The 19,979-nt window shown below is 60.4% G+C and carries 18 protein-coding genes; 11 read left to right on the top strand and 7 right to left on the bottom strand.

The genetic code is table 11. From position 1 onward, the window contains the following. Nucleotides 1-4 precede the first annotated feature (4 nt). From AC5O77_RS06670 to amaB, 5 genes are all read right to left on the bottom strand, one after another. Nucleotides 5-1,060, bottom strand: coding sequence for a quinone-dependent dihydroorotate dehydrogenase (locus tag AC5O77_RS06670; RefSeq protein WP_032127499.1), 1,056 nt, complete (start codon nucleotides 1,058-1,060; stop codon nucleotides 5-7). An 8-nt stretch (nucleotides 1,061-1,068) separates the two neighbouring features. Continuing rightward, nucleotides 1,069-1,839, bottom strand: a complete 771-nt coding sequence (locus tag AC5O77_RS06665) for a class I SAM-dependent methyltransferase (RefSeq protein ID WP_478057194.1) — start codon at nucleotides 1,837-1,839, stop codon at nucleotides 1,069-1,071. Nucleotides 1,840-1,844: 5 nt separating this feature from the next. Then, a complete protein-coding gene (locus AC5O77_RS06660) occupies nucleotides 1,845-2,129 on the bottom strand; it encodes a DUF4190 domain-containing protein (RefSeq protein ID WP_010484694.1) in 285 nt (94 codons plus the stop codon). 301 nt (nucleotides 2,130-2,430) lie between these two features. Further along, the gene (locus AC5O77_RS06655; RefSeq protein ID WP_494506592.1) at nucleotides 2,431-3,240 is read right to left on the bottom strand and encodes an SDR family NAD(P)-dependent oxidoreductase; all 810 of its coding nucleotides are present in this window, start codon (nucleotides 3,238-3,240) and stop codon (nucleotides 2,431-2,433) included. Between the two features lie 40 nt (nucleotides 3,241-3,280). Beyond that, on the bottom strand, nucleotides 3,281-4,813 hold the full coding sequence (gene amaB / locus AC5O77_RS06650; RefSeq protein WP_049398541.1) for an L-piperidine-6-carboxylate dehydrogenase: 1,533 nt from the start codon (nucleotides 4,811-4,813) through the stop codon (nucleotides 3,281-3,283). A 526-nt stretch (nucleotides 4,814-5,339) separates the two neighbouring features. Between amaB and AC5O77_RS06645 the strand changes: the two genes are divergently transcribed. The 11 genes from AC5O77_RS06645 (at nucleotide 5,340) to AC5O77_RS06595 (ending at nucleotide 17,045) form a co-directional block, all read left to right on the top strand. Continuing rightward, entirely contained in the window at nucleotides 5,340-6,701 is a 1,362-nt protein-coding gene (locus AC5O77_RS06645) for an undecaprenyl-phosphate glucose phosphotransferase (RefSeq protein WP_494506591.1), read from the top strand. Between the two features lie 152 nt (nucleotides 6,702-6,853). Next, nucleotides 6,854-7,288 carry a low molecular weight protein-tyrosine-phosphatase gene (locus AC5O77_RS06640; protein WP_494506590.1) on the top strand — a complete coding sequence of 145 codons (435 nt, stop codon included), beginning with the start codon at nucleotides 6,854-6,856 and terminating at the stop codon, nucleotides 7,286-7,288. A gap of 57 nt (nucleotides 7,289-7,345) precedes the next feature. Continuing rightward, nucleotides 7,346-9,556: a polysaccharide biosynthesis tyrosine autokinase gene (locus AC5O77_RS06635; RefSeq protein WP_494506589.1), complete on the top strand. Its 2,211-nt coding sequence runs from the start codon at nucleotides 7,346-7,348 to the stop codon at nucleotides 9,554-9,556. Between the two features lie 155 nt (nucleotides 9,557-9,711). Further along, entirely contained in the window at nucleotides 9,712-10,149 is a 438-nt protein-coding gene (locus tag AC5O77_RS06630) for a hypothetical protein (RefSeq protein ID WP_494506588.1), read from the top strand. Beyond that, nucleotides 10,095-10,622, top strand: a complete 528-nt coding sequence (locus AC5O77_RS06625; RefSeq protein WP_494506587.1) for a glycosyltransferase — start codon at nucleotides 10,095-10,097, stop codon at nucleotides 10,620-10,622. Before AC5O77_RS06630 ends, AC5O77_RS06625 begins: the two co-directional genes overlap by 55 nt. 145 nt (nucleotides 10,623-10,767) lie before the next feature. Continuing rightward, complete coding sequence (locus AC5O77_RS06620) at nucleotides 10,768-11,910, top strand: DUF6369 family protein (RefSeq protein ID WP_494506586.1); 1,143 nt, start codon at nucleotides 10,768-10,770, stop codon at nucleotides 11,908-11,910. A gap of 241 nt (nucleotides 11,911-12,151) precedes the next feature. After that, a complete protein-coding gene (locus AC5O77_RS06615; protein WP_494506585.1) occupies nucleotides 12,152-13,342 on the top strand; it encodes an MATE family efflux transporter in 1,191 nt (396 codons plus the stop codon). Further along, on the top strand, nucleotides 13,339-14,502 hold the full coding sequence (locus AC5O77_RS06610; protein WP_494506584.1) for a polysaccharide pyruvyl transferase family protein: 1,164 nt from the start codon (nucleotides 13,339-13,341) through the stop codon (nucleotides 14,500-14,502). Before AC5O77_RS06615 ends, AC5O77_RS06610 begins: the two co-directional genes overlap by 4 nt. Beyond that, nucleotides 14,499-15,041, top strand: coding sequence for an acyltransferase (locus tag AC5O77_RS06605; RefSeq protein ID WP_494506583.1), 543 nt, complete (start codon nucleotides 14,499-14,501; stop codon nucleotides 15,039-15,041). Before AC5O77_RS06610 ends, AC5O77_RS06605 begins: the two co-directional genes overlap by 4 nt. A 1-nt stretch (nucleotide 15,042) precedes the next feature. Further along, nucleotides 15,043-16,026 (top strand): hypothetical protein, encoded by a 984-nt coding sequence (locus AC5O77_RS06600; RefSeq protein WP_494506582.1) that lies wholly within the window; start codon nucleotides 15,043-15,045, stop codon nucleotides 16,024-16,026. 32 nt (nucleotides 16,027-16,058) lie between these two features. Beyond that, complete coding sequence (locus AC5O77_RS06595; protein ID WP_494506581.1) at nucleotides 16,059-17,045, top strand: alginate lyase family protein; 987 nt, start codon at nucleotides 16,059-16,061, stop codon at nucleotides 17,043-17,045. Here the strand turns inward: AC5O77_RS06595 and AC5O77_RS06590 are convergent. After that, nucleotides 17,035-19,224 carry a YjbH domain-containing protein gene (locus AC5O77_RS06590; RefSeq protein WP_494506580.1) on the bottom strand — a complete coding sequence of 730 codons (2,190 nt, stop codon included), beginning with the start codon at nucleotides 19,222-19,224 and terminating at the stop codon, nucleotides 17,035-17,037. The two genes, AC5O77_RS06595 and AC5O77_RS06590, sit on opposite strands and share 11 nt — an antisense overlap. Beyond that, entirely contained in the window at nucleotides 19,224-19,976 is a 753-nt protein-coding gene (locus AC5O77_RS06585) for a capsule biosynthesis GfcC family protein (protein WP_494506579.1), read from the bottom strand. Before AC5O77_RS06585 ends, AC5O77_RS06590 begins: the two co-directional genes overlap by 1 nt. Nucleotides 19,977-19,979 lie beyond the last annotated feature (3 nt).

Genomic DNA, 19,979 nt, shown 5'->3' with positions numbered 1-19,979 from the left:
GCGCTCACAGTGGGGCCACCGCGCCGCGGCTCGGCGCTTCGCGGCGGCGACGGATCGCCTCCACGCATTCGGAGACGAGGGCCGGGCCACGGAAGATCAGGCCGCTGTAGCACTGCACCAGCGCCGCACCAGCAGCCATCTTGGCCACGGCGTCGGCACCGGACAGGATGCCGCCAACACCGATCAGCGGCACCGACTCGGGCAGGCGCGAACGCAGGCGGCGCAGTACCAGGGTGGACTGCTCCAGCACCGGCGCGCCGGACAGGCCGCCGGCCTCGTTGGCCAGCGGGTCGCCGGCCACCTTGCTGTGGTCGATGGTGGTGTTGGTGGCGATCACGCCGTCCACCTGCAGTTCGCCCAGTACGCGGGCAGCGGCATCGATGTCGCGCTCGCTGAGGTCCGGTGCCACCTTGACCAGCATCGGTACGCGGCGACCGTGGCGGGCCGCGAGATCTTCCTGGCGGTCGCGCAACTGGCTGACCAGCTGGCGCAGCGCGGTTTCTTCCTGCAGCTCACGCAGGCCGGCGGTGTTGGGAGAGGAAATGTTGACGGTGATGTAGTCGGCCAGCGGGTACACCTTGTCCAGGCAGGCGATGTAATCGTCCACGGCCTGTTCGTTCGGGGTGTCCTTGTTCTTGCCGATGTTGATGCCGAGCAGGCCGCGGCGGTTGCGCGCGCGCTCGACGTTGCGCACCAGCGCGTCCACGCCCGCATTGTTGAAGCCCATGCGGTTGATGATCGCGTTGTGTTCCGGCAGGCGGAACAGGCGCGGCTGCGGGTTACCGGCCTGCGGGCGCGGGGTGATGGTGCCGATTTCGACGAAGCCGAAACCCAGCGCGAACAGCGCATCAATGTGCTCGCCATTCTTGTCCAGGCCGGCGGCCAGGCCGACCGGATTGGGGAAGGTCAACCCGAACACCGTGCTGGGCATCGGCGCGATGCGCGCGGCCAGCAGCGGCGTGGTGCCGGTGCGGTAGGCCAGGTCCAATGCGGACAGGCCAAGGCCGTGGGCGCGCTCGGCGTCGAGCGAGAACAGGAAGGGGCGGGCAAGCGAATACATGCGTCGGTTCAGTCCAGCGTGCCGAGGAAGGCTCGGGTTCGATATTCAAAAGCGACCTGGCCGTCGACCGCGTGGGCGGCGAACAGGTGCTGCAGAGCGTCGATCATCGGCGCGTGACGCGGATGACCGGATTGCGGGGCATAGGAGGAGGACAGCAGGCGCCCGCGCAGGGAATCGAAGTCCAGATGCTGCACGTTCGGCAGCTCGACCATGCCGCGCAGGCCGGGGCCGAACCAGGCCTGCATGGTGGCATCGTCCTGGTAGCGCTCGGCCACGGCGGAGTAGTCGGTGCCGTAATCCAGCAGCAACTGTTCGTAGCCGACCAGGAACGGACTGGCATCGAGCAGGCGCGAATTCCAGTAGATCAGTGCCAGGCCACCCGGGCGCAGGATGCGCTGCCATTCGGCGCGCACCGCCACGGTGTCGAACCAGTGGAAGGCCTGCGCGACACTGACCAGATCGATGCTGGCGTCGTCCAGTGTGGTGGCCTCGGCGCGGCCGTCGACCGCGCGGAACTGCGGGTACTGCGGTGCCAGCCACTGTTCTGCGGCAGCGCGCATGGCGGCGTTGGGTTCAACCGCGACTACCGGATGGCCGCTGGCCAGGAACAGGCGACTGGAAATACCGGTCCCGGCGCCGATGTCGGCGACCAGCGCCTCGCGGCTGACGCCCATCGGGCCGTGCAGCCATTCCAGCAGCGCGGGTGGGTAATCGGGCCGGTAGCGGACGTAATCGGCGACGCGGCTGCTGAAGCGTTCAGTGCTGTCGGAGGCGGTCATGGCAGTCAGTTCGACATCGCAGCGAGCCAGGCCAGGCCGCCGAAGAACAGGATGAAGACCAGGATGGCGGCGATCACGGCGCCGACCATCACCCAGCCCAGTACCAGACCGGTGACGGCCAAGCCATCGCCTTCCAGTTCATGCGGGCGGCGGCGGATCTCGGCTCGGGCCATGTGGCCGGTGATGATGGCCACGATGCTGGCCACGAAGGGCAGGACGGTCCAGCTGGCGATGCCCATGACCAGGCTGACCACGGCCAGGGCGCTTGTCTGTCGGGGTGCCACGCTCATCGGGGTCCTCCTTGGCAGTGTGCACATGATAGTGCCTCTGCCCGGGCAATCCCATGCCCGGCGGATGCGATGGCAGGCGTCGACCTTGGTAGACGAACGGCATTTCAGCGAGGTAGGCCTCGACCTTGGTCGACGAACCGCATTCCAGCCGTGGTAGGCGTCGACCTTGGTCGACGAAAGGTATGCCAGCCGTGGTAGGCGTCGACCTTGGTCGACGAAAGGCATGCCAGCCGTGGTAGGCGTCGACCTTGGTCGACGAAAGGCATGCCAACCAAGGTTGGCAACTACCGGCGTGCCGGTGTCAGCCCATCAACACCTGGCCACCATCCACGTTGAGCACATGGCCGGTGATCCAGCGCGCCAGCGGCGAGCACAGGAACAGGGCGGCATCGGCGATCTCACGCGGGTGGCCGAAGCGGCCGAACGGAATCTTCGCCAGCGTGCCGTGGTACAGCGCCGGGTCTTCGGTGCGGCGGCGGTCCCAGAGGCCGTCATCGAACTCGATCGAGCCCGGTGCGATGGCATTGACCCGGATCCGTTCCTTGGCTAGCGCGAGCGCCTGCGAGGTGGTGTAGTGCGACAGCGCGGCCTTGGCGGCGGCGTAGGGTGCGCCACCGGGGCGCGGCTGCTGCGCGGCGATCGAAGAGAGATTGAGAATGCAGGCGTCACTGGACGCGCGCAGCCAAGGCAGGGCCAGGCGCGAGGCCCTAACGGCGGCCATCAGATCGATCTGCAGGCTGGCCGCCCAGCCATCCTCGTCGTCGGCCATGCCATAGCCGGTGGCGTTGTTGACCAGCACGTCGATGCCGCCGAGCGCATCGGCGGCGGCCTGCAGCCAGGCCTGGATCTGGCTTGGATCGGCCAGATCGGTGGAAAACGTGTGCAGTTCGAAACCCTGTGCCTGTGCTTCGGCGCGCAGTGCATCCAGACCGGCCTGGCCGCGAGCGCAGGCCGAGACCTGCGCACCGGCGCCGGCAAACGCCAGCGCCATTTCACGGCCAATGCCCTTGCTGCCGCCGGCGACCAGCACGCAGCGGCCGGTGAAATCAATCACCGGCTTGCCAGCCTGAAGAGCCGAGCCATGCTCGGCTGTATTTCCTGCGGTGTTCATGGCGCATCCTGCCGAGCATGGCCCGGCACTACAGATAGCGTTACAGGTCGAACTTGATGCCCTGGGCCAGCGGCAGCGAATCCGAATAGTTGATGGTGTTGGTCTGGCGGCGCATGTAGACCTTCCATGCATCCGAGCCGGACTCGCGGCCACCGCCGGTGTCCTTCTCGCCACCGAAGGCGCCGCCGATCTCCGCACCGGACGTGCCGATGTTGATGTTGGCGATGCCGCAGTCGCTGCCGGCCGCCGACAGGAACTTCTCGGCGGTCTTCAGGTTCTGGGTGAAGATCGAGGACGACAGGCCCTGCGGCACGCCGTTCTGCATGTCGATGGCTTCGTCGATGCTGTCGTACGGCATCACGTACAGGATCGGCGCGAAGGTTTCGTGCTGGACCACGGCGTCGCTGTTTTTCAGGCCCGAGACGATCGCCGGCAGCACGAAGTTGCCTGCGCGGTCGATGCGGGTGCCGCCGGTTTCGATGGTGCCGCCGGCCGCCTTGGCCTGGGCGATGGCATCGAGGAACTGCTGCACGGCGCCATCGCTGTTCAGCGGGCCCATCAGGTTGGCGGCATCGGTCGGGTCGCCGATCTTGCCTTCGACCTGCTTGTAGGCCTTGACCAGCGTGGCCAGCACGTCGGCATAGATCGAGCGGTGCACGATCAAGCGGCGGGTGGTGGTGCAGCGCTGGCCGGCGGTACCGACCGCGCCGAACACGATGCCCGGCACGGCCAGCTTCAGGTCGGCGGTTTCGTCCAGGATGATGGCGTTATTGCCACCCAGCTCCAGCAGGCAGCGGCCGAGGCGGCGCGCAACCTTTTCGTTGACGGTGCGGCCAACCTGGGTCGAGCCGGTGAAGCTGATCAGCGGCACGCGGCGGTCATCGACCATCTTCTCCGACAGCGCGGTGCCGGCATCGTTGATCAGGAAGAAGATGTCCGGGAAACCGGCTTCGCGCAGAGCGTCGTTGCAGATCTTCAGCGAGGCGATGGCGGTCAGCGGCGTCTTGTTGGACGGCTTCCAGATGCACACGTCGCCGCAGATGGCGGCCAGGAACGAGTTCCAGCTCCACACCGCGACCGGGAAGTTGAAGGCCGAGATGATGCCGACCAGGCCCAGCGGGTGGTACTGCTCGTACATGCGGTGGCCGGGGCGCTCGGAATGCATGGTGTAGCCGTACAGCATGCGGCTCTGACCCACGGCGAAATCGGCGATGTCGATCATCTCCTGCACTTCGCCGTCGCCTTCGGGCTTGCTCTTGCCCATTTCCAGCGCAACCAGCGAGCCCAGGGCGTCCTTGTGCTTGCGCAGCGCCTCGCCGCACAGGCGTACGGCTTCACCGCGGCGCGGGGCCGGCGTGGTGCGCCAGACCTTGAAGGCTTCCTGGGCGCGGGCGACGACGGTCTCGTACTCGGCCTCGGTGGTCGCGCGGACCTGCGCGATCGGCTCGCCGGTGGTCGGGTTGACCGGGGTGATCAGCTCACCGCTGGTCGCGCTCGACCACTCCCCGTTGCCCAGGTACGTGCCAGCGTTGATCGCGTCCAGGCCAAGGGACTTGAGCAGCTCGGAAGACATGCAGACTCCTGTGTTTCGTTACGTTGTTTGGCGCCATCGCGGGCAGGTGGGGGACGCGATGAACAGAACCGCCGATGGTAGCAGAGGGAGGTTGCTGGGCTTTGGTGCGGTGCGGGGTGGGGTGAGCTCGAGACTGTCAATTTGCCGACATGCGATCCGGACGTGGATGGATGATTTCGACGCAAAATGACGCACATTGACTCATTGTGACACATATGAAATTCACAATAATTCTAGGGACTTACGTAACTTCCTGACGATATCTTCAGTCAGTCCCCGACTTGACGTTCCTATCTTTTGCTTCGGACTTCATTCACAATCCCTCCACATTTAATTGACGCAGCCTCGATATTTCCGTGCTGGGTGGGGAGTCCATGCACGTGACCGCGGACGCTCCGGCGTCCGGTCGAGCAGGTATTGGAGAAGTGCTTTGCTACATGGATCAGTAGAAGACCTTCCCGCAGAGCGGGCCCGGGCGGGTCGCCGTCGCGTCGAGGCCCGAGCCGCCCTCGAGTTGGGGTTGCGCTTGGGCGATCTGTTGCTGTTGCCGGGTATGGCGGTGCTCTCCCACATTCTGCTGAACGGAGCAGGCGCGCCGGATTCCTCCCAGCGCATCGTGTTCGGCGCGGTGATCCTCAGCGCCATCGTTTGCTTCTCTGTAGCGCCGATGTACCGCAACTGGCGGATCCGTGGCCTTCTGGCTGATCTTTGGCTGTTGTTGCTGGCCTGGTCCGGCACCTTCGCGTTGTTCTCGCTCTACGTCGTCCTGGTCGGACTTGCCGATGCGGTCCCCTCTACCTGGCTGATCGGCTGGTATGCCTTTGGCTTGGGCTCCATGGCTGCACTGCGCGTATTGCTGAGAGTGCAGTTGCATCGCTTGCGTTCATGCGGGATGGATCATGAGCGGATCCTGCTGGTCGGGCTGCGGGCGCCTGCCTTGAGGCTGCACCGTCTGCTGCGTGGGAAACCAGAGCTTGGCAAAGACGTCATCGGCTACTTCGCCAGCGCAGGCGATATCGCTACCCGTCGCGGTGGGGATGCGCCGTGCAGGCTGGGGCGGTTGGAAGACGTTCCGCAGTACATGGATCAGCACCGCGGCGAATTCGATCAGGTCTGGGTGTCGATGCCGATGGGGCACGCGGCCGCGATCAAGGACATGCTCAAGCAGATCGAGCGATTTCCGGTGCCGGTGCGCCTGATTCCGGACACTACGGGGCTGGGCGCGTTGAATCCCGGCGTGCACCAAGTGGGTGACGTGCCGATGATCGGTGTGCGCCAGGGCTTGGCAGACCACCGGTTCCGCCTGTTCAAACGCGTCGAGGATATCTTGGTGGCGGGTGTCGCGGTGATCCTGCTGGCACCGTTGTTTGCCGTGCTGGCCGTTGGCGTGAAGCTGAGTTCGCCCGGGCCGGTGTTGTTCCGCCAGAAGCGCCATGGGCTGGGTGGCAAGGAATTCTGGATGCTCAAGTTCCGATCCATGCGCGTGCATGCGGAGGGGGAGGGGCGGATCACCCAGGCCACGCGCGGGGATCCGCGCGTCACCCGGTTTGGCGCCTTCCTGCGCCGCAGCAGCCTGGACGAGCTGCCGCAGTTCTTCAATGTGCTGGGTGGGAACATGTCGGTGGTGGGGCCGCGACCGCACGCGATCCAGCACAACAACCACTACGAGCGGGTGATCGAACGCTACATGCACCGCCACTACGTCAAGCCGGGAATCACAGGCTGGGCGCAGGTGCATGGGTTGCGTGGTGAGACGCCGGAGCTGCGCTCGATGAAGAAGCGCGTCCAGTACGACATCGATTACATCCGGCGCTGGAGTCCTACGCTGGACGTGAGGATCATCGTGCTGACGGCGTTGAAGGTTCTGGGGCAGAAGTCGGCGTACTAAGGTGGTCGATTTCTGGAACTGCGACGTAATTCCATGAATCTGTTAGCGATTTCATCGCCTGTAGTGTGCTTGTAAGGTATGCTGTACGGCTGCCGCCGGCCCTGGATGTTCTGGTCGCGTGCGCCGCAAGGAATGCCACAGGATCCAGGTCAGTGTTCAAGAACGTTCTTTTTGTATGTGTCGGCAACATCTGCCGCAGTCCCTCCGCAGAAGTGATGCTGCGCCAGGCGGTCGAGGGCAAGGGGATCCAGGTATCCTCCGCTGGTCTCGGTGCGCTGGTTGGGCATGGCATTGATGCCACAGCGCAGGAGCTGCTGGTCGAGCAGGGCATGGATGGCCTGGCCCATCGCGCGCGCCAGATCGATGACGCCATCCTGGGAGCCGCTGATCTGGTGCTGACCATGGAGCGCAAGCACGTGCGCCGTATCGCCGAGATCGCGCCCCAGGCGTCCGGAAAAACCTTCCTGCTTGGCAAATGGCAGCAGGATCGGGAGATTCCTGATCCATACCGCCAGCAGCGCCCGGCGTTTGAGCATGTTTACAAATTGATGGCTGAGGGCCTGGAGAGTTGGGGGCGGCATCTCTGAAGTCCCGCTGCGTATTCCGCCCTGTAGCCCTTCCCTCGCATTGAAGATCCTCAATCCATGACCACTGAAACCCGAACCTCTGCACTGGAAGACACCGACGAGATCGATCTGCGCCAACTGCTTGGAACCCTGATCGATTACAAGTGGTGGATCGTCGGCATTACCGGGCTGTTCTTCGTGGTCTCGGTTGCATACGCCTTGCTGGCCACGCCGATCTATCGTGCAGATGCGATCGTGCAGGTTGAATCGAAGGTTCCCTCGCTGCCTGGGCTATCCGACATCAGTCAGTCGTTGGGGATGGGCACAGGGTCGGCGGAGGCAACCACCGAAATCGCACTGATTACTTCGCGTGCGGTGGTGGGCAGTGCGGTCGATGCGCTGAAGCTGGATATCGTGATTGAACCCAATCGATTCCCGATCCTGGGTAGCTATTTCGCCCGTAAGGCCGAGCGTGCCGACCCGGATGCTTTGGCTGATATGCGTTTTGGCATGAGCCGTTTCGGCTGGGGTGGTGAAAAGCTGGAGATCTTTCAGCTGGACGTGCCTCGCGCGCTGCTGGCGCGATCGATGACCCTGGTCGTCGGCGAGAACAGCAGCTATGAATTGTTGGACGAAGACGACAATCTTCTGTTGAAGGGGCAGGTCGGCAAGGTCGCCACCGGGAAGGGGGTCACTGCGCAGGTTGCAGAAATGCGAGCCCATCCGGGCATGCGTTTCAGGCTGCTCCGTCACCGTCATCTAACGATGGTTAACGACCTGCAGAAGCAGATTGTCGTCAATGAGTCAGGCAAGGACTCTGGCATTCTGACGCTGGCATACGAAAACGCTGACCCCGAACTGGCCCAGAGCTTCCTCCAGCAGATCGCGCAGGCTTACGTCCGGCAGAACGTCGAGCGGAACTCTGCGGAAGCCTCTGCTCAGCTCGCATTTGTGAAGGAGCAGTTGCCGAATGTACGCAACCAAGTAGACGCTGCGCAGAAGGCGCTTAGCGCATATCAGACTCGCGCGAACTCCGTGGATCTGACGCTGCAGACAAAAGGACTACTGGATCAGGAGGTTGCCGTTGAGTCCAGCATTCAGCAGCTGCGACTGCAGCAAGCCGAGTTGGATCGCAAGTTCACTCGTGATCATCCGGCCTACCAGGCATTGATGCGGCAAATTGGCGAGCTGGAAGGCCGCAAGAGCGAGTTTCAGGGGCAAGTAAAGCGCTTGCCGGAGGCGCAGCAGGAGCTTCTTCGCCTCACCCGAGATATGCAGGTAAGCAATGAGATGTACACCGGCATGTTGAATCAAGCACAGCAGCTCGACGTTGCCCGTGCAGGTACCGTTGGTAATGTACGGATTGTCGACGCTGCTGAGGTCGATTCCGCAACGCCGGTCAAGCCATGGAAATCCATGGTGGTCCTGATCGGCACGGTGCTGGGCGCATTCCTGTCGATCGCCTTGGTAATCGTTAAGCAGTTGCTCAATCGCGGTGTCGAGGATCCGGCGCAGATCGAAGAGATCGGGCTTCCCGTGTATGCGTCCATTCCGGTCAGTCCTCAGCAGGAAAGTGATTCGGTGCGAGGGAAGTTCCGTGCCGATGGTCGATTGCATCTGCTGGCAGTGAAGGATCCGGCGGACCTCGCCATTGAAGCGGTCCGCAGTCTTCGCACGAGCCTCCATTTCGCCCGCCTTGAGGCGAAGAACAACATCGTTCTGATTTCGGGCGCAAGTCCGAACGCAGGCAAAACCTTCGTGTCATCGAATCTTGCTGCGGTGATCGCGCAGGCGGGACAGCGGGTGTTGATCATTGATGCGGATATGCGCAAAGGCACCCTGCATAAAGCGCTGGGCGCTTCTCAGGCTCCAGGGCTTTCGGATTTACTGGTCGGCAAGGCGAACAGAGAGCAGGTCCTTCGTACGCTTCCCGGACTGGATAATCTCCACTTCGTCACGCGAGGCGATGTGCCGCCAAATCCTTCAGAGCTTCTTATGCATGCCAACTTCACCCGCCTTCTGGAAGAGCTATCGCCGCAGTATGATCTTGTAATTATTGATACCCCGCCGATTCTTGCGGTCACGGACGCAGCGATCATTGCGCACCACGCCGGTACCTGCCTGATGGTCGCTCGATTTGGTTTGAATCAGGCTAAGGAGCTGGCATTGGCAAAGCGTCGGTTCGAGCAAAACAGCGTTCGTATCCGAGGCGCGATTTTCAATGCAGTGCAGCGTCGAACGGCCGGCTACTACAGCTACGGTTACTACGAGTACAAGTCAACGCAGTAGCCCCTCTGGGCGCTGAGTTGTAAGGATGGGGCATTTCAGGTCTGAGAGGCTTCCGGGCATAGCCGGATCTCAAGGGCATGGGGTACATGCGTTCTTCAGGCGGGTATTTATGTGGTCATGGGTTGGAGGGTGTAGCTTTGAACGAGAAGGTTAGAATGCTCGCTGTTGCATCCGGCGGAGGGCACTGGGAGCAACTCATGGCGATGCGGCCGGCGTTCGCTGAGGCTGAGATGTTCTACGCGACCACCATGAGCGGCTTACCCGAAAAATTTGGTCTGAAGCACTTCTCCATTATCCCGGATTGCAACCGGAACGAACCTCTCAGGTTCGTGGCATGCCTGATTGCACTATTGGGGATTCTGTTGAAGTTTCGGCCCAAGGTTGTCATTTCAACAGGCGCGCTGCCGGGTCTCGTAGCTTTGGCGCTCGGTCGCATGCTCGGAGCGCGAACAATCTGGATCGACAGCCTGGCGAACGTGGAGGGAATGTCCATGTCGGGCCGGTACGCACGAAGGTTCGCGGACCACTGGATTACTCAATGGCCTGCGGTTGCCCAAGCAAGCGGGGCAGAGTATTGCGGGAGAGTACTTTGATCTTTGTGACCGTCGGCACTCAGCTTCCCTTTGATAGGCTGATGAAGGGAATGGACACCATCTCCCGGGAACTTGGCCTTGATGTTGTCGCACAAGTGCATAGGATGCCTGCCTGGAGCACCGTTATTAAGTGTTTCGAGAAGCTGACCCCCGAAGAATTTGAAGGCTACTTCAAAGCTGCAGATGTGGTGGTCTCCCACGCGGGAGTGGGTTCAATCATTTCCGCGCGGCGAGTAGGTCGGCCTATCATTCTGTATCCGAGGAGAAGTGAGCTGGGGGAACATCGGAATGATCATCAGGCAGCGACTGCACGGCAGCTTGGGGCTGCGGAGGGTATTCGAGTGGCATGGAATGATCGGGAGCTGAGGGAGCTGCTGATCAATCGGGCCGACCTAATGGCTGGCACAGGCTTGGGTTCCGAGCACGAAAAGCTGATTGCGAATCTGGCTGCAATTATTCATGCGGTTCGCTGAAACGTGAAGATCCGGATCTGACCACGTGTTATTTGCACTCGTTGCATCATTCTCTCTACTGCTTGGTCTCGTGGCGGTTGTCGCGCCCAGGGCTTCCATTCGAGCCTATCTTGTGATGGTTTGTGTGTTGCCATCTGGGCACTACATGAAGGAGATCAGCACTTGGTCTGGCGCCTATTTTTACGATTTTTTCGCTGTGGGCGCGGTGATCGCACTGCTGCTGCGTGTCTGCGCAGGCGCGCGCCCGCAATTCAATGAACCTCGTCGAAAATGGTGGCGGTCTACCCGTTCGTGGGCGTTGCTTTGGATTCTTCTCGCTGGCCCCTATGCAATTCTTGGCCTGGCCGATGTTAACAAGTTCTACATCCGCGACTTCCGTCCCCTCATTTTCTTGCTGCAGATCGTCGTGCTGGTCTATCTAGCGCTTCATGTTCGCCGTGAAGTCGTCACTCCGCGATTTGTCTGTTGGTTGGCAGTCGCGGCAGGCGCCTCAGTGCTGCTCAAGTATGGAGTTATTCTGACTGGCATCTATCAGCAAGCGGATGTCTACTATCAGGACTCGTCCTATCGCTATCTGGATGCCAGTGCCTACTTCTGCGCCGCGTTCATTCTCTTCTACTTCTCTGATAGAGCTCAATTTGAGCGGTTGAGATGGCTCGCGTGGATCGCGTTGGCATCGTCGATTGTTGCTGTACTGATCACCAATTCGCGGTTCATTGTTCTTTCACTCGTTGCTGGCGCTTTCTTTGTTTCCAACATTAGCGCGGCAAGAAGGATCGGCCTTGCGCTCTTTGGCGCTTGCGCTGTGTCGGTATTCGTTTTGGCCAGCTACTACGCGGGCATCGAGCGGGTCCTTGGCGCGCTGACCTGGGAGGGATTGTCTGGACAGGTGGTCAGCAGGTATTCGCCTGCTCTTGAGCGAATCCACGAAATGTCGGCATTCCAGTTCATCTTTGGAATGGGGCAGGGGACGCCATTTGATATTCCTTGGTTCGAATACCGAGGGCTGGAGAGTGATGCGGGATCGATTGATGGCGCCTATCTTACGTATTACGTTAAGTACGGCATCTTCGGGCCCTTGATGCTTCTAGCCTACTATTGCGTTCAGGCCCCAATGAAGACATCCTTTCGTATTCCAATTAGTGTCTTCGTCGCGTGCATGTTCTGCGTATCGACGACGTCATACCAGCCGTACGCGGTTGGTCTGAGCTTGGCGCTCTTCTGCTTCAATGCACTCAGTGTCCGCACAGAAGTCCTGGCTTCCGACGGTTCCCGTCATGTTACGTAGACTGGTTTGGGAGCTTTTGCTTAGCATGGCTTCCACCGTGCTTAGTCGATCCCTCTACATAATCTCCGCTGTTGTGGTCGCGCGGTGGTGGGGGGCGGACGAGGCTGGGTACTTTGGGCTGGTGCAAGCGGTGATAGTTATGCTCAGCGCGGTGCCGGCGCAAGCAGCATCCATGGGGGCCGCAACCCATTTGTCCGCGGTGATCAGGGAAGGGCGGAGGCCGGCAATCCGTGACCTCAGGATGCTGTTGATCTTTTCGCTCTGTGTCGCGGCTTTGCCGGGTCTGGTGTTTCTCGTAGCGCCTGCTTGGAGTAGTGAGAATATCGTTCGCTTTGGTGGCCAGGGAATCCTACATGCTGTGGGCCTGACCATTCTCTTCACCGTTCTCGCGGCCGTTGCAAACGGGGTGCTGGTTGCATTGGGTCGATTCCGAGAACAGATGATCGCTAATGCGCTGGCCGCATTACCTGGGGCGATGGTTGTTGCTTTCGGTGGTGCAATGGCGGGGAGTGTCGGGGCGGCGTGGGCGCTTTGCCTTGCATTTCTAATGCAACTAATTGCACTTTCTTATGCTGCTCTCCGGATGCTGTCAACGGTAGTTGGATCTCCCAGCGAGAGTGGGGTTGTGACCACTCGCGCTACCTCGGCGGGGCGGAATCTATGGCTGGTCGCGGTTCCCGTCCTGCTTACCGGGGTCATGGTGGCGCCCACTGGGTGGATAGCTACGCGAATTCTCCACGAAATGGGCGGAGGCATTTCTCAGGTCGGACTTTACTCGGCTGGCAGTCAGATTCTTGCTGTCTTCTCTCAGTTGTCGGTGGTACTTGCCGTGGTTCTTGTTCCGCGCTTGACTCGAAGCTCGGGCCTTGGGGAGGATCAGATCGACGCAGTAAACATGTTGGCCGGATGGATTGCGGTTTTGGTATGCGCACTGCCCCTGTTACTGTGGCCAGAAGTCATTGGGCACGTTTTTGGCGGGCAGTATGTGTCGCAGCGCTTCAATCACGTGGTGCAGTTCCTTTCCATTGCTGCCATTCTGATGGCCTTCAAGGGAGGTATCGGCCGCAAGGTTGTTGCCAAGGGCTATTCGTGGTTCAGCGTGGTAAGTAATGCGGGATGGCTGATCGGGTTCGTAATCCTTGCTTGGCTGATGGCGCGTTATGGCGCTGCCGGCATTGCCTTTGCCTTTTTTGTTGCCCACCTTGGTCACTTCGTCGTAGGCCTTCCATTTTTTGCACGAATGGGCCTGATGCACTGGCGATATCTCGTCTCGCCTGGCGCAATCGGAGTCTGGTGTTCAGTCATCTTGGTCGCTGGCGTCGGACTTTCTGGCTATGGATTGGTCGTCCGTACAGGTGCGTTGTTCCTGGGAATTGTAGGTATCGTCTTCGGTACCTGGTATCTGCTGCGAACCAATAAGGAAATCAAGTGAAGCGAGTTAAGGCCTATATCCGCGGAGCCTACGGCCCAGGGAATCTTGGGGACGATGTTCTGATGGTTGCCACGCTCGGAGTGATCAAGACCCGATTTTCTTCGTCTGAGATTGCTATTGGTGTGGATCATCCTGTTCAAGCATCCGCGTTCGATCCCGAGGTGCAGTGGCTTCCGCTCAAGAGCCCATTTTCGGCCGAACTGGTCGTGCTTGGGGGTGGAGGCCAGTTCTTTTCATTCGCTGGACGCGCGGCGTTGAACTCGAGATCTCTATTGTCTCGCTTTGGCCAGTCAGTTCGAGCGCAAAGCAGTATTCTCTCTGGCCTGATCCGCTTGATCATGAAGGCGCGCGGAGCGGTGGATGGGCTGTATTTCGCAGACAACATCGGAACTTTCTGCATCGGTCTCGGGCCGTTTCAGGTGGACGGGAAGGGCAAGTCCAGGGCTGAGAGATTTCTGGCTCTCGCCAGTTACGTTTCTGTGCGTGATCAGACAAGCGCAGAGCACTGCAAGGAGCTCTCAGGCGTACGTGCAGAAGTTTTTAGCGATCCCAGTTTGCTGCCTGAGTTGTGGTATGGATCGTGTCCCACGCCACTGAAGCTGGCTGATGTCGAGAGCGGCTATCATTCCTTTGTCCTTCGCGACTGGCCTCTTGATGAAGCCGGTGCCGCCGCAATTGGTGCCATGGTGACGGCAGCCCGAGACCTGAGCAGCCAAGGCAGGAAGGTTCGAATGGTCTCCTTGTACCGAGAGCGTGACGCACATCTGATCGCAAACCATGCAGATTTCGAATGGCTGATTTGGGAGCCCTCGACAATGACAATTCGTCAGTTCATGGATCGCTTCTGCAATGAATCCTGCGTTATCGTCAGCGCCAGAGCACACGGTGTCTGGCTGCCTGCGGCCTTAGGTGTGCCGAGTATTGCAATCAGAATCGAGAACAAGCTGGAGGAAGTGCACAATATGCTTCCCAATGGCACGCTCTTGGTCAGGCAGCCCGGATCGAGAGCGATCTGCGACTGCATTGATGAGTTCCACGTGGGCCGGCTGGCACTAGAGGAGGGCGTCGCCGCCGATGTTGGTGAAAACTCAGAAAAGGTAAGACGTGGTGTCGCTTCACTTCTTGCTTGGATTGACTCTACTGGAGCCAGATCCCGATGAAATTTGTGCGGTTGAATGTGAAGAAGCTACTGCTGGCAATGGCCAATTTTTTGCTGAGTCTGGCGACTCTGTTCTGGCTGCGACGGTTGATCTTATGCCTGATGGGAGTAAAGGTCGGAACAGGCGTGACCATTCACCGCTCGGTTCGCCTGTTCGAATTTGGATCCTTGGAAATCGGTGCTAATGCCACGATCAACCCATGGTGCTTCCTCGACAACAGGGGCGGGCTGAAGATTGGCAACAACGTAAACATCTCCCATTCCGTACGCATATACACCATGGGCCACGATGTTGATGATCCAGCGTGCGCGGTATTCTCGGATCCTGTAGTCATCGAGGATGATGCGTGGATTTTCCCTTCGTGTCTTGTGATGCCCGGTGTGACCGTCGGGAGAGGCGCTGTTCTTTATCCGGGGTCAGTCGTCGTCAGGGATGTGCCTGCCTATGCGGTAGTGGGCGGCAATCCCGCTCGGGTTATTCGTGAGCGCAAGAGGGATCAGAGATATTGCGCTGCATTCCCCGTATGGTTTGGAGTTTAAGATGGAACAAGGAAATAATAATGGAATCTACATCGCTTGGGTGCCGTTCCAGCGGCGAGCCGAATCGATATCGAGGGTGCTCGGTCTGAGGTTGTTCTACGTCCCTCGTATTTCAAATCGCGGGTACCTGCTTCCATTTAGTTACATTGTTCAGTCCGTTCGTACTTTTAATATTTTGTGGCGGAACAAGTCGTCGGAAAATGTGTGGGTCCAAGTACCTCCGACGTTCCTGATTCACTTGTTGGCCCTGGTTCGGCCCCTGTTGTACAGGACCCGCTTCGTTCTAGATTGCCACAATTCAGCGTTTCGTGGGGTCTGGTCGAAGTTGCCTGGCGCATTTTGGCTTGCGGCGCGGCTTGGTCGTATTGTTGTACATAATCGGGAGATTTTGAAGACTCTTGGAGCGTTCGGAGTTTCACCCGGCGATGCCTACGTGATAACTGACCCTCCGGCGCGCCTACAGGCTGCGGAGATGCGTTTCGGCGTCGTTCCGCAGGCTTCCGTTGTGGTTCCCTGTTCTTTTGCAGAGGATGAACCCATTGATGCAATCATGGGGGCGGCTCAGCTCAGCCCTGAAATTACGTGGTTTATCACGGGTAGCCGAAAGAAGGCGCAAGCAAAAGGATTCGTAACCAATGCACCGAGCAACGTTGTTTTCACTGACTATCTGTCTTTGGACTCATACAATGATCTTTTTTGTCGGGTCGGTGGTGTAATTGGCTTGACGACCATGGAGGGCATTCAGCTCAGTGTTGGGAATGAGGCAATTGGCGCCGGAAAGGCTCTATTGCTGTCCAGTACGACGATTTTGAGGGCGATGTTCGAAGATGCGGCGTTGTTCACATCCAATGATGCCCAACAATTGGCGATAAATGCACGCAGGCTTCTGGAGGGGAAGGCGGCATTGGAGGCAAAGTCATTCCTTCTTAGTCGCCGGCGAGAGCAGGTGTGGATGACTGAAGCAAAGGCTGCGGGAGTTATATGATAAATTTCGCCAGGTGCATTGATGACTACGGTATGGTCGTCAGTGTTGCGCTTGTTCTGGGCCTTTGCTGGGCTCCGGGGCAGGTTTTTGCTGGCGATGACCAGAGCTGCCTCCAAGGCCTTGGCGCTTCAGCCGACAGCTTCGCATTCCCGTCTGTGCGGACGTTCTATGCGCAGGATTCCAACTCGGTTATTGATCATGAGAGCTATGCAGAGTATCGGGAGTCGATGGTCAAGGTGGATTCCCTTGCTACCAGGCTTGCCGATTGCGCGAATAGATATGTGGCAATGCGCGACTCCAGCAGCGCGGACGCGGTTCTTGCGGCACTGGTGACACTAGCGCGCAAGGGTCCAGTGCGGGGAGGGCAGAAGGGTTTTCAGGCCCGCGTTTCGGCAATGATGTATGGTCTGGGTTTCGCCGCAGCCTACGGACAGGTCCGCTCACACTGTCGGGCGGCTAGCTCATGCAGTGAAATTGATGCATGGATTGTCGCGGACGCGCGCGCGAGCCTGGATTTTTTCAGTCGCCGTCCCCCGAACAATCTGACTTACTGGGCAGCCACGCAAGCTGTGCTGGCCGGTAGACTTGCGTCGCGTCCTGATCTCGTTGACAAAGGGGGAAGGGTGATCGCGCAAGGATGGTCGAGAATCTCCGAGAATGGTTTTGAAAGCGAGCGACGGGGTGCGAGGACCCGCTTCTACAATGAGTACGCTCTGGCCGCCCTTTCCTGGGGGACCGCATTTCAAGGGCTTGATCAGCTGGAGATCACCTACAAGCAGAACTTGGGGCTGCGGTTGATGACGAGAAAGCTTGCGGCAGGAGATAGCGAGTTCAATCCGGGAGGCAAATTGCCGACGCAGGACCAGACCAGGTATCCCGCCTGGTGCGCTCCATGGTCGATTTCTGGTCTACTTTCTTGCCGCGCAGTTTCGGGTGCTGCCGGGTTCAATCGAATTCTTGGTGGCAACCCGGAACTGATGCTGAGATCAGCCTGGAATGATTGGGCGACTAGTCGCTGATCGTTCGAATATTGTCATAGAAGAAGCGTTCATCGCGGTCACCGGTCATGCCGTACAGGCCGTACTTGCGGCCGAGCATGGCGCCGCCGTCGCGGATCAGCGGGTTCCAGTTGAAGGCCGCACGGCCGCGCGTGGAGCGCGGCAGGAAGCCGTCGAGCGGAATGCTGAAGTAGATTCCCTTGTCGAAGCTGCCTTCGCCGAAGTCGCGCGCCGAGACGTTGGTCTTGGTCGCATAGGCGCCCATGGTCACGCCGTTGTTGAACACGCGGGCCAGGTCCAGAGTGGCACCCTTGTCGCCAGCTAGGTACTGACCAACCGATAGCGAGCCGATGATGCGCTCACGGGCGTCGAAGGCGTAGTAGAGCGTGGCGTGGCCGGTGGTGACGCGGTAGTCGCGCAGACCCCAGTGCTGGTCGTAGTCGCGCTGTTGCACCCGGTTGAGATTCGCACCAACCGCCCAGCGCTCGCCGCTTGGGCGATACAGTAGTTCGCCGCCGACGCCGGCATACATCCACTCCAGGTAACCCGCGTAGGCGATGCCATACAGGTCTGGTGCCAGTCGTCCGGCGATGTTGGCCTGCAGGTTGGGCAGCATGATGTCGGAAGTGGTCAGGTACTGGCGGATGTCGGTACGCACGCGCGGCAGGCGGCTCGGGGCGTTGTACTTGAACTTGTGGTAGTTGTTGGTGACATCGGCGCTGACGGTACCGGTGAGCCAGATGTTGTCGCGCAGGAACAGGCTTCCCGTGTAGTTGGCTGCAATCTGGTACAGGATGAAGCCATCAGGACCGCCAAGGTTCTGTCGGTAGCCGATGTTGAAGCCGCCGCCGAACGGGTTGCGCTTGGGCCTGTACAGCGTTTCGCGCGCGAGCGTGCCAGGCGCCTGCAGTTCCGTGCTCCGCCGCAGTACGTCTTCGCTGAAGGTGCCATCCAGGTATCCCGCGAACGCTTCGCGGTTGATCGATAGGTCGGCGATCGGCATGCCCACGCGGGTGGTACGCAGGGTGAACCAGTCGTAGTCATCGCCGGTCGCGTTGGCAAGAATGCGCGTGGCGCGGCCCAGGCCCTTGGCGGCATGCAGGTAGCGGGTCTGGTAACCGTCGATATACAGCTCGTCGCCGCGGCGCGAAATACGCTCGACACGGAAGCCGGCATTGCGCTGCAGTTCGGTGCTGATCGCTGCCCAGTCGGTAGTGTTGGCAGGTGCGGCACCAAGCGCGTTGTTGCTGGCCACAGATGCGCGCTGATCGGCGGCGACCGTCTCGGGCAGCAGTCGCGGCGGTGGCGGGTCGAACGGTTTCGGTGCAGCAGGCGTATTGCCCGGGTTGCCACGCAGGGTGAGCGAGAACATCGCCGCGTCGCCGCGCTCCCAGGCTGCAGTCAGCTCGACATTGCGGCTGGGGACATAGACAAGGCCCACGTTGATGGGCGTGCGCTGGCGCAGGTTGTTGTTGCGGGGTTCACGGCGGTAGTCGTTGCCGTCATATTCGACCTTCAGCAGCAGTGCGTCCATCGGCGTCTGGTAGGTGATGCCGCCGAAGATGCCGACCGGCCCCTTGAACATGTTGCTCAGGCCGAACTTGCCGGCTTCGGTGGTACTGCTGATGGCTCCGCGGCGCCGATTCTTGAAGCGATCATCAATCGCGCCAAGCGGATTGGAAAAGTCGCCACGGTTGCCAATATAGCCCGTGGCCAGCCCGATCGACGCGTCGATCGGGCCAAAGTTCTTGTTGGCGACCAGATACTCGCTGGAAAAGAAGCCGGTGCCGCCGAAGTCACGCACGCCGAATGCTACTTCTGGTAGAAGGCGGGACTCATCCCAAAGGCGCAGCTTGAAGTCGATCGACTTGTCCTTGTAATGCTGGTTGCCAGCATAGCTTCGTCCGTAATACAGGTTATTGACGTTGATGTAACGGAACGAGGCCTCCAGCCATGGGAACGGCTGCATGGTCAGGTTGTAGCGTGCATACGGAGCGTTGTACGACGCCGTGAAGTTCAGGTCTCCGTCGCTTGCCATGCGCGCGGTAGGCGTCTGCAGAAGGCCGATCCCGCCCCATTCGTTGGCGGTGGGGGGCGGTGCCTCTTGGGCATGCAGTGCGCAGGACAGCGAGAAGGCGAGCGCGCTCAGTGCGAAACGGGCGGGGCGCACCGGATGCGCGCGCAGGCAGGACTGGGTCATCACGGATTGATGGGCTGGGTGGCGATGAACGCGGCGAAATCGCTGTTGAACAGCGGGTCGATACGCTTGATGAGGGAGGCACGTACGGGCACGAAGACCGTACCTCCTGGCGCGACAGCCTGGGGATCTGCGCGGTTCCACAGGCCGATGCCCAACTGCTGGATTCGCCCGTCGGGCTGGATCACGTAGATGTCGTTGCGGTCCGCGAGTGGGCTGCGATGACAGTCACGCAGATAGTCGCGTGCATCGCGCTGCGGGTCGTGCAGCAGCTCGCATTCCTTCTCCACTGCGCCCATGACGGTGATTGTGCGTGGCCGTAGTGGGAACCGCAGCCTATCGCCCGTGGCTAGTACAGGGTTGTTCGCGGGCTGCACCTGGATCAGTCGTGCGGGGCCGATGATGGGCGTCCGGCCGGTGGCCGGATGTGTCTCCAGCCAGGTCTGCAGGGCCTGCGCGAGCGTCACGACCTGTGCGTCGGCAGACTCTGCCAGCTGCCCAGCGCCATACTGCAGCCCCGCGCGCAGCCGCACCTGAGCCTGCAGGGCCTGCGGGCGTTCGAGGCTTGTCCCCAGCAGGTAGGCGTCGGCGTTTGGGCGGGCCAGCAGCAGGCCCTCGGCCAAGCGGGCGCCGGCGCTCAGCTCGTACACCCCGACCGCTTCAGCGGCGCCGTCAATATGTATCTGCGCGGCCTGGACAGCATTGGTGGCAAACAGCGTGGCGAGGATAGCCGGGCTGAAAAATCTGAACGTCATGGC

The sequence above is a fragment of the Stenotrophomonas sp. INTA L402-1 genome, from assembly GCF_059295135.1.
Note: the sequence above shows the minus strand (reverse complement) of the source record. Positions and strands in the feature narration are given on the sequence as shown.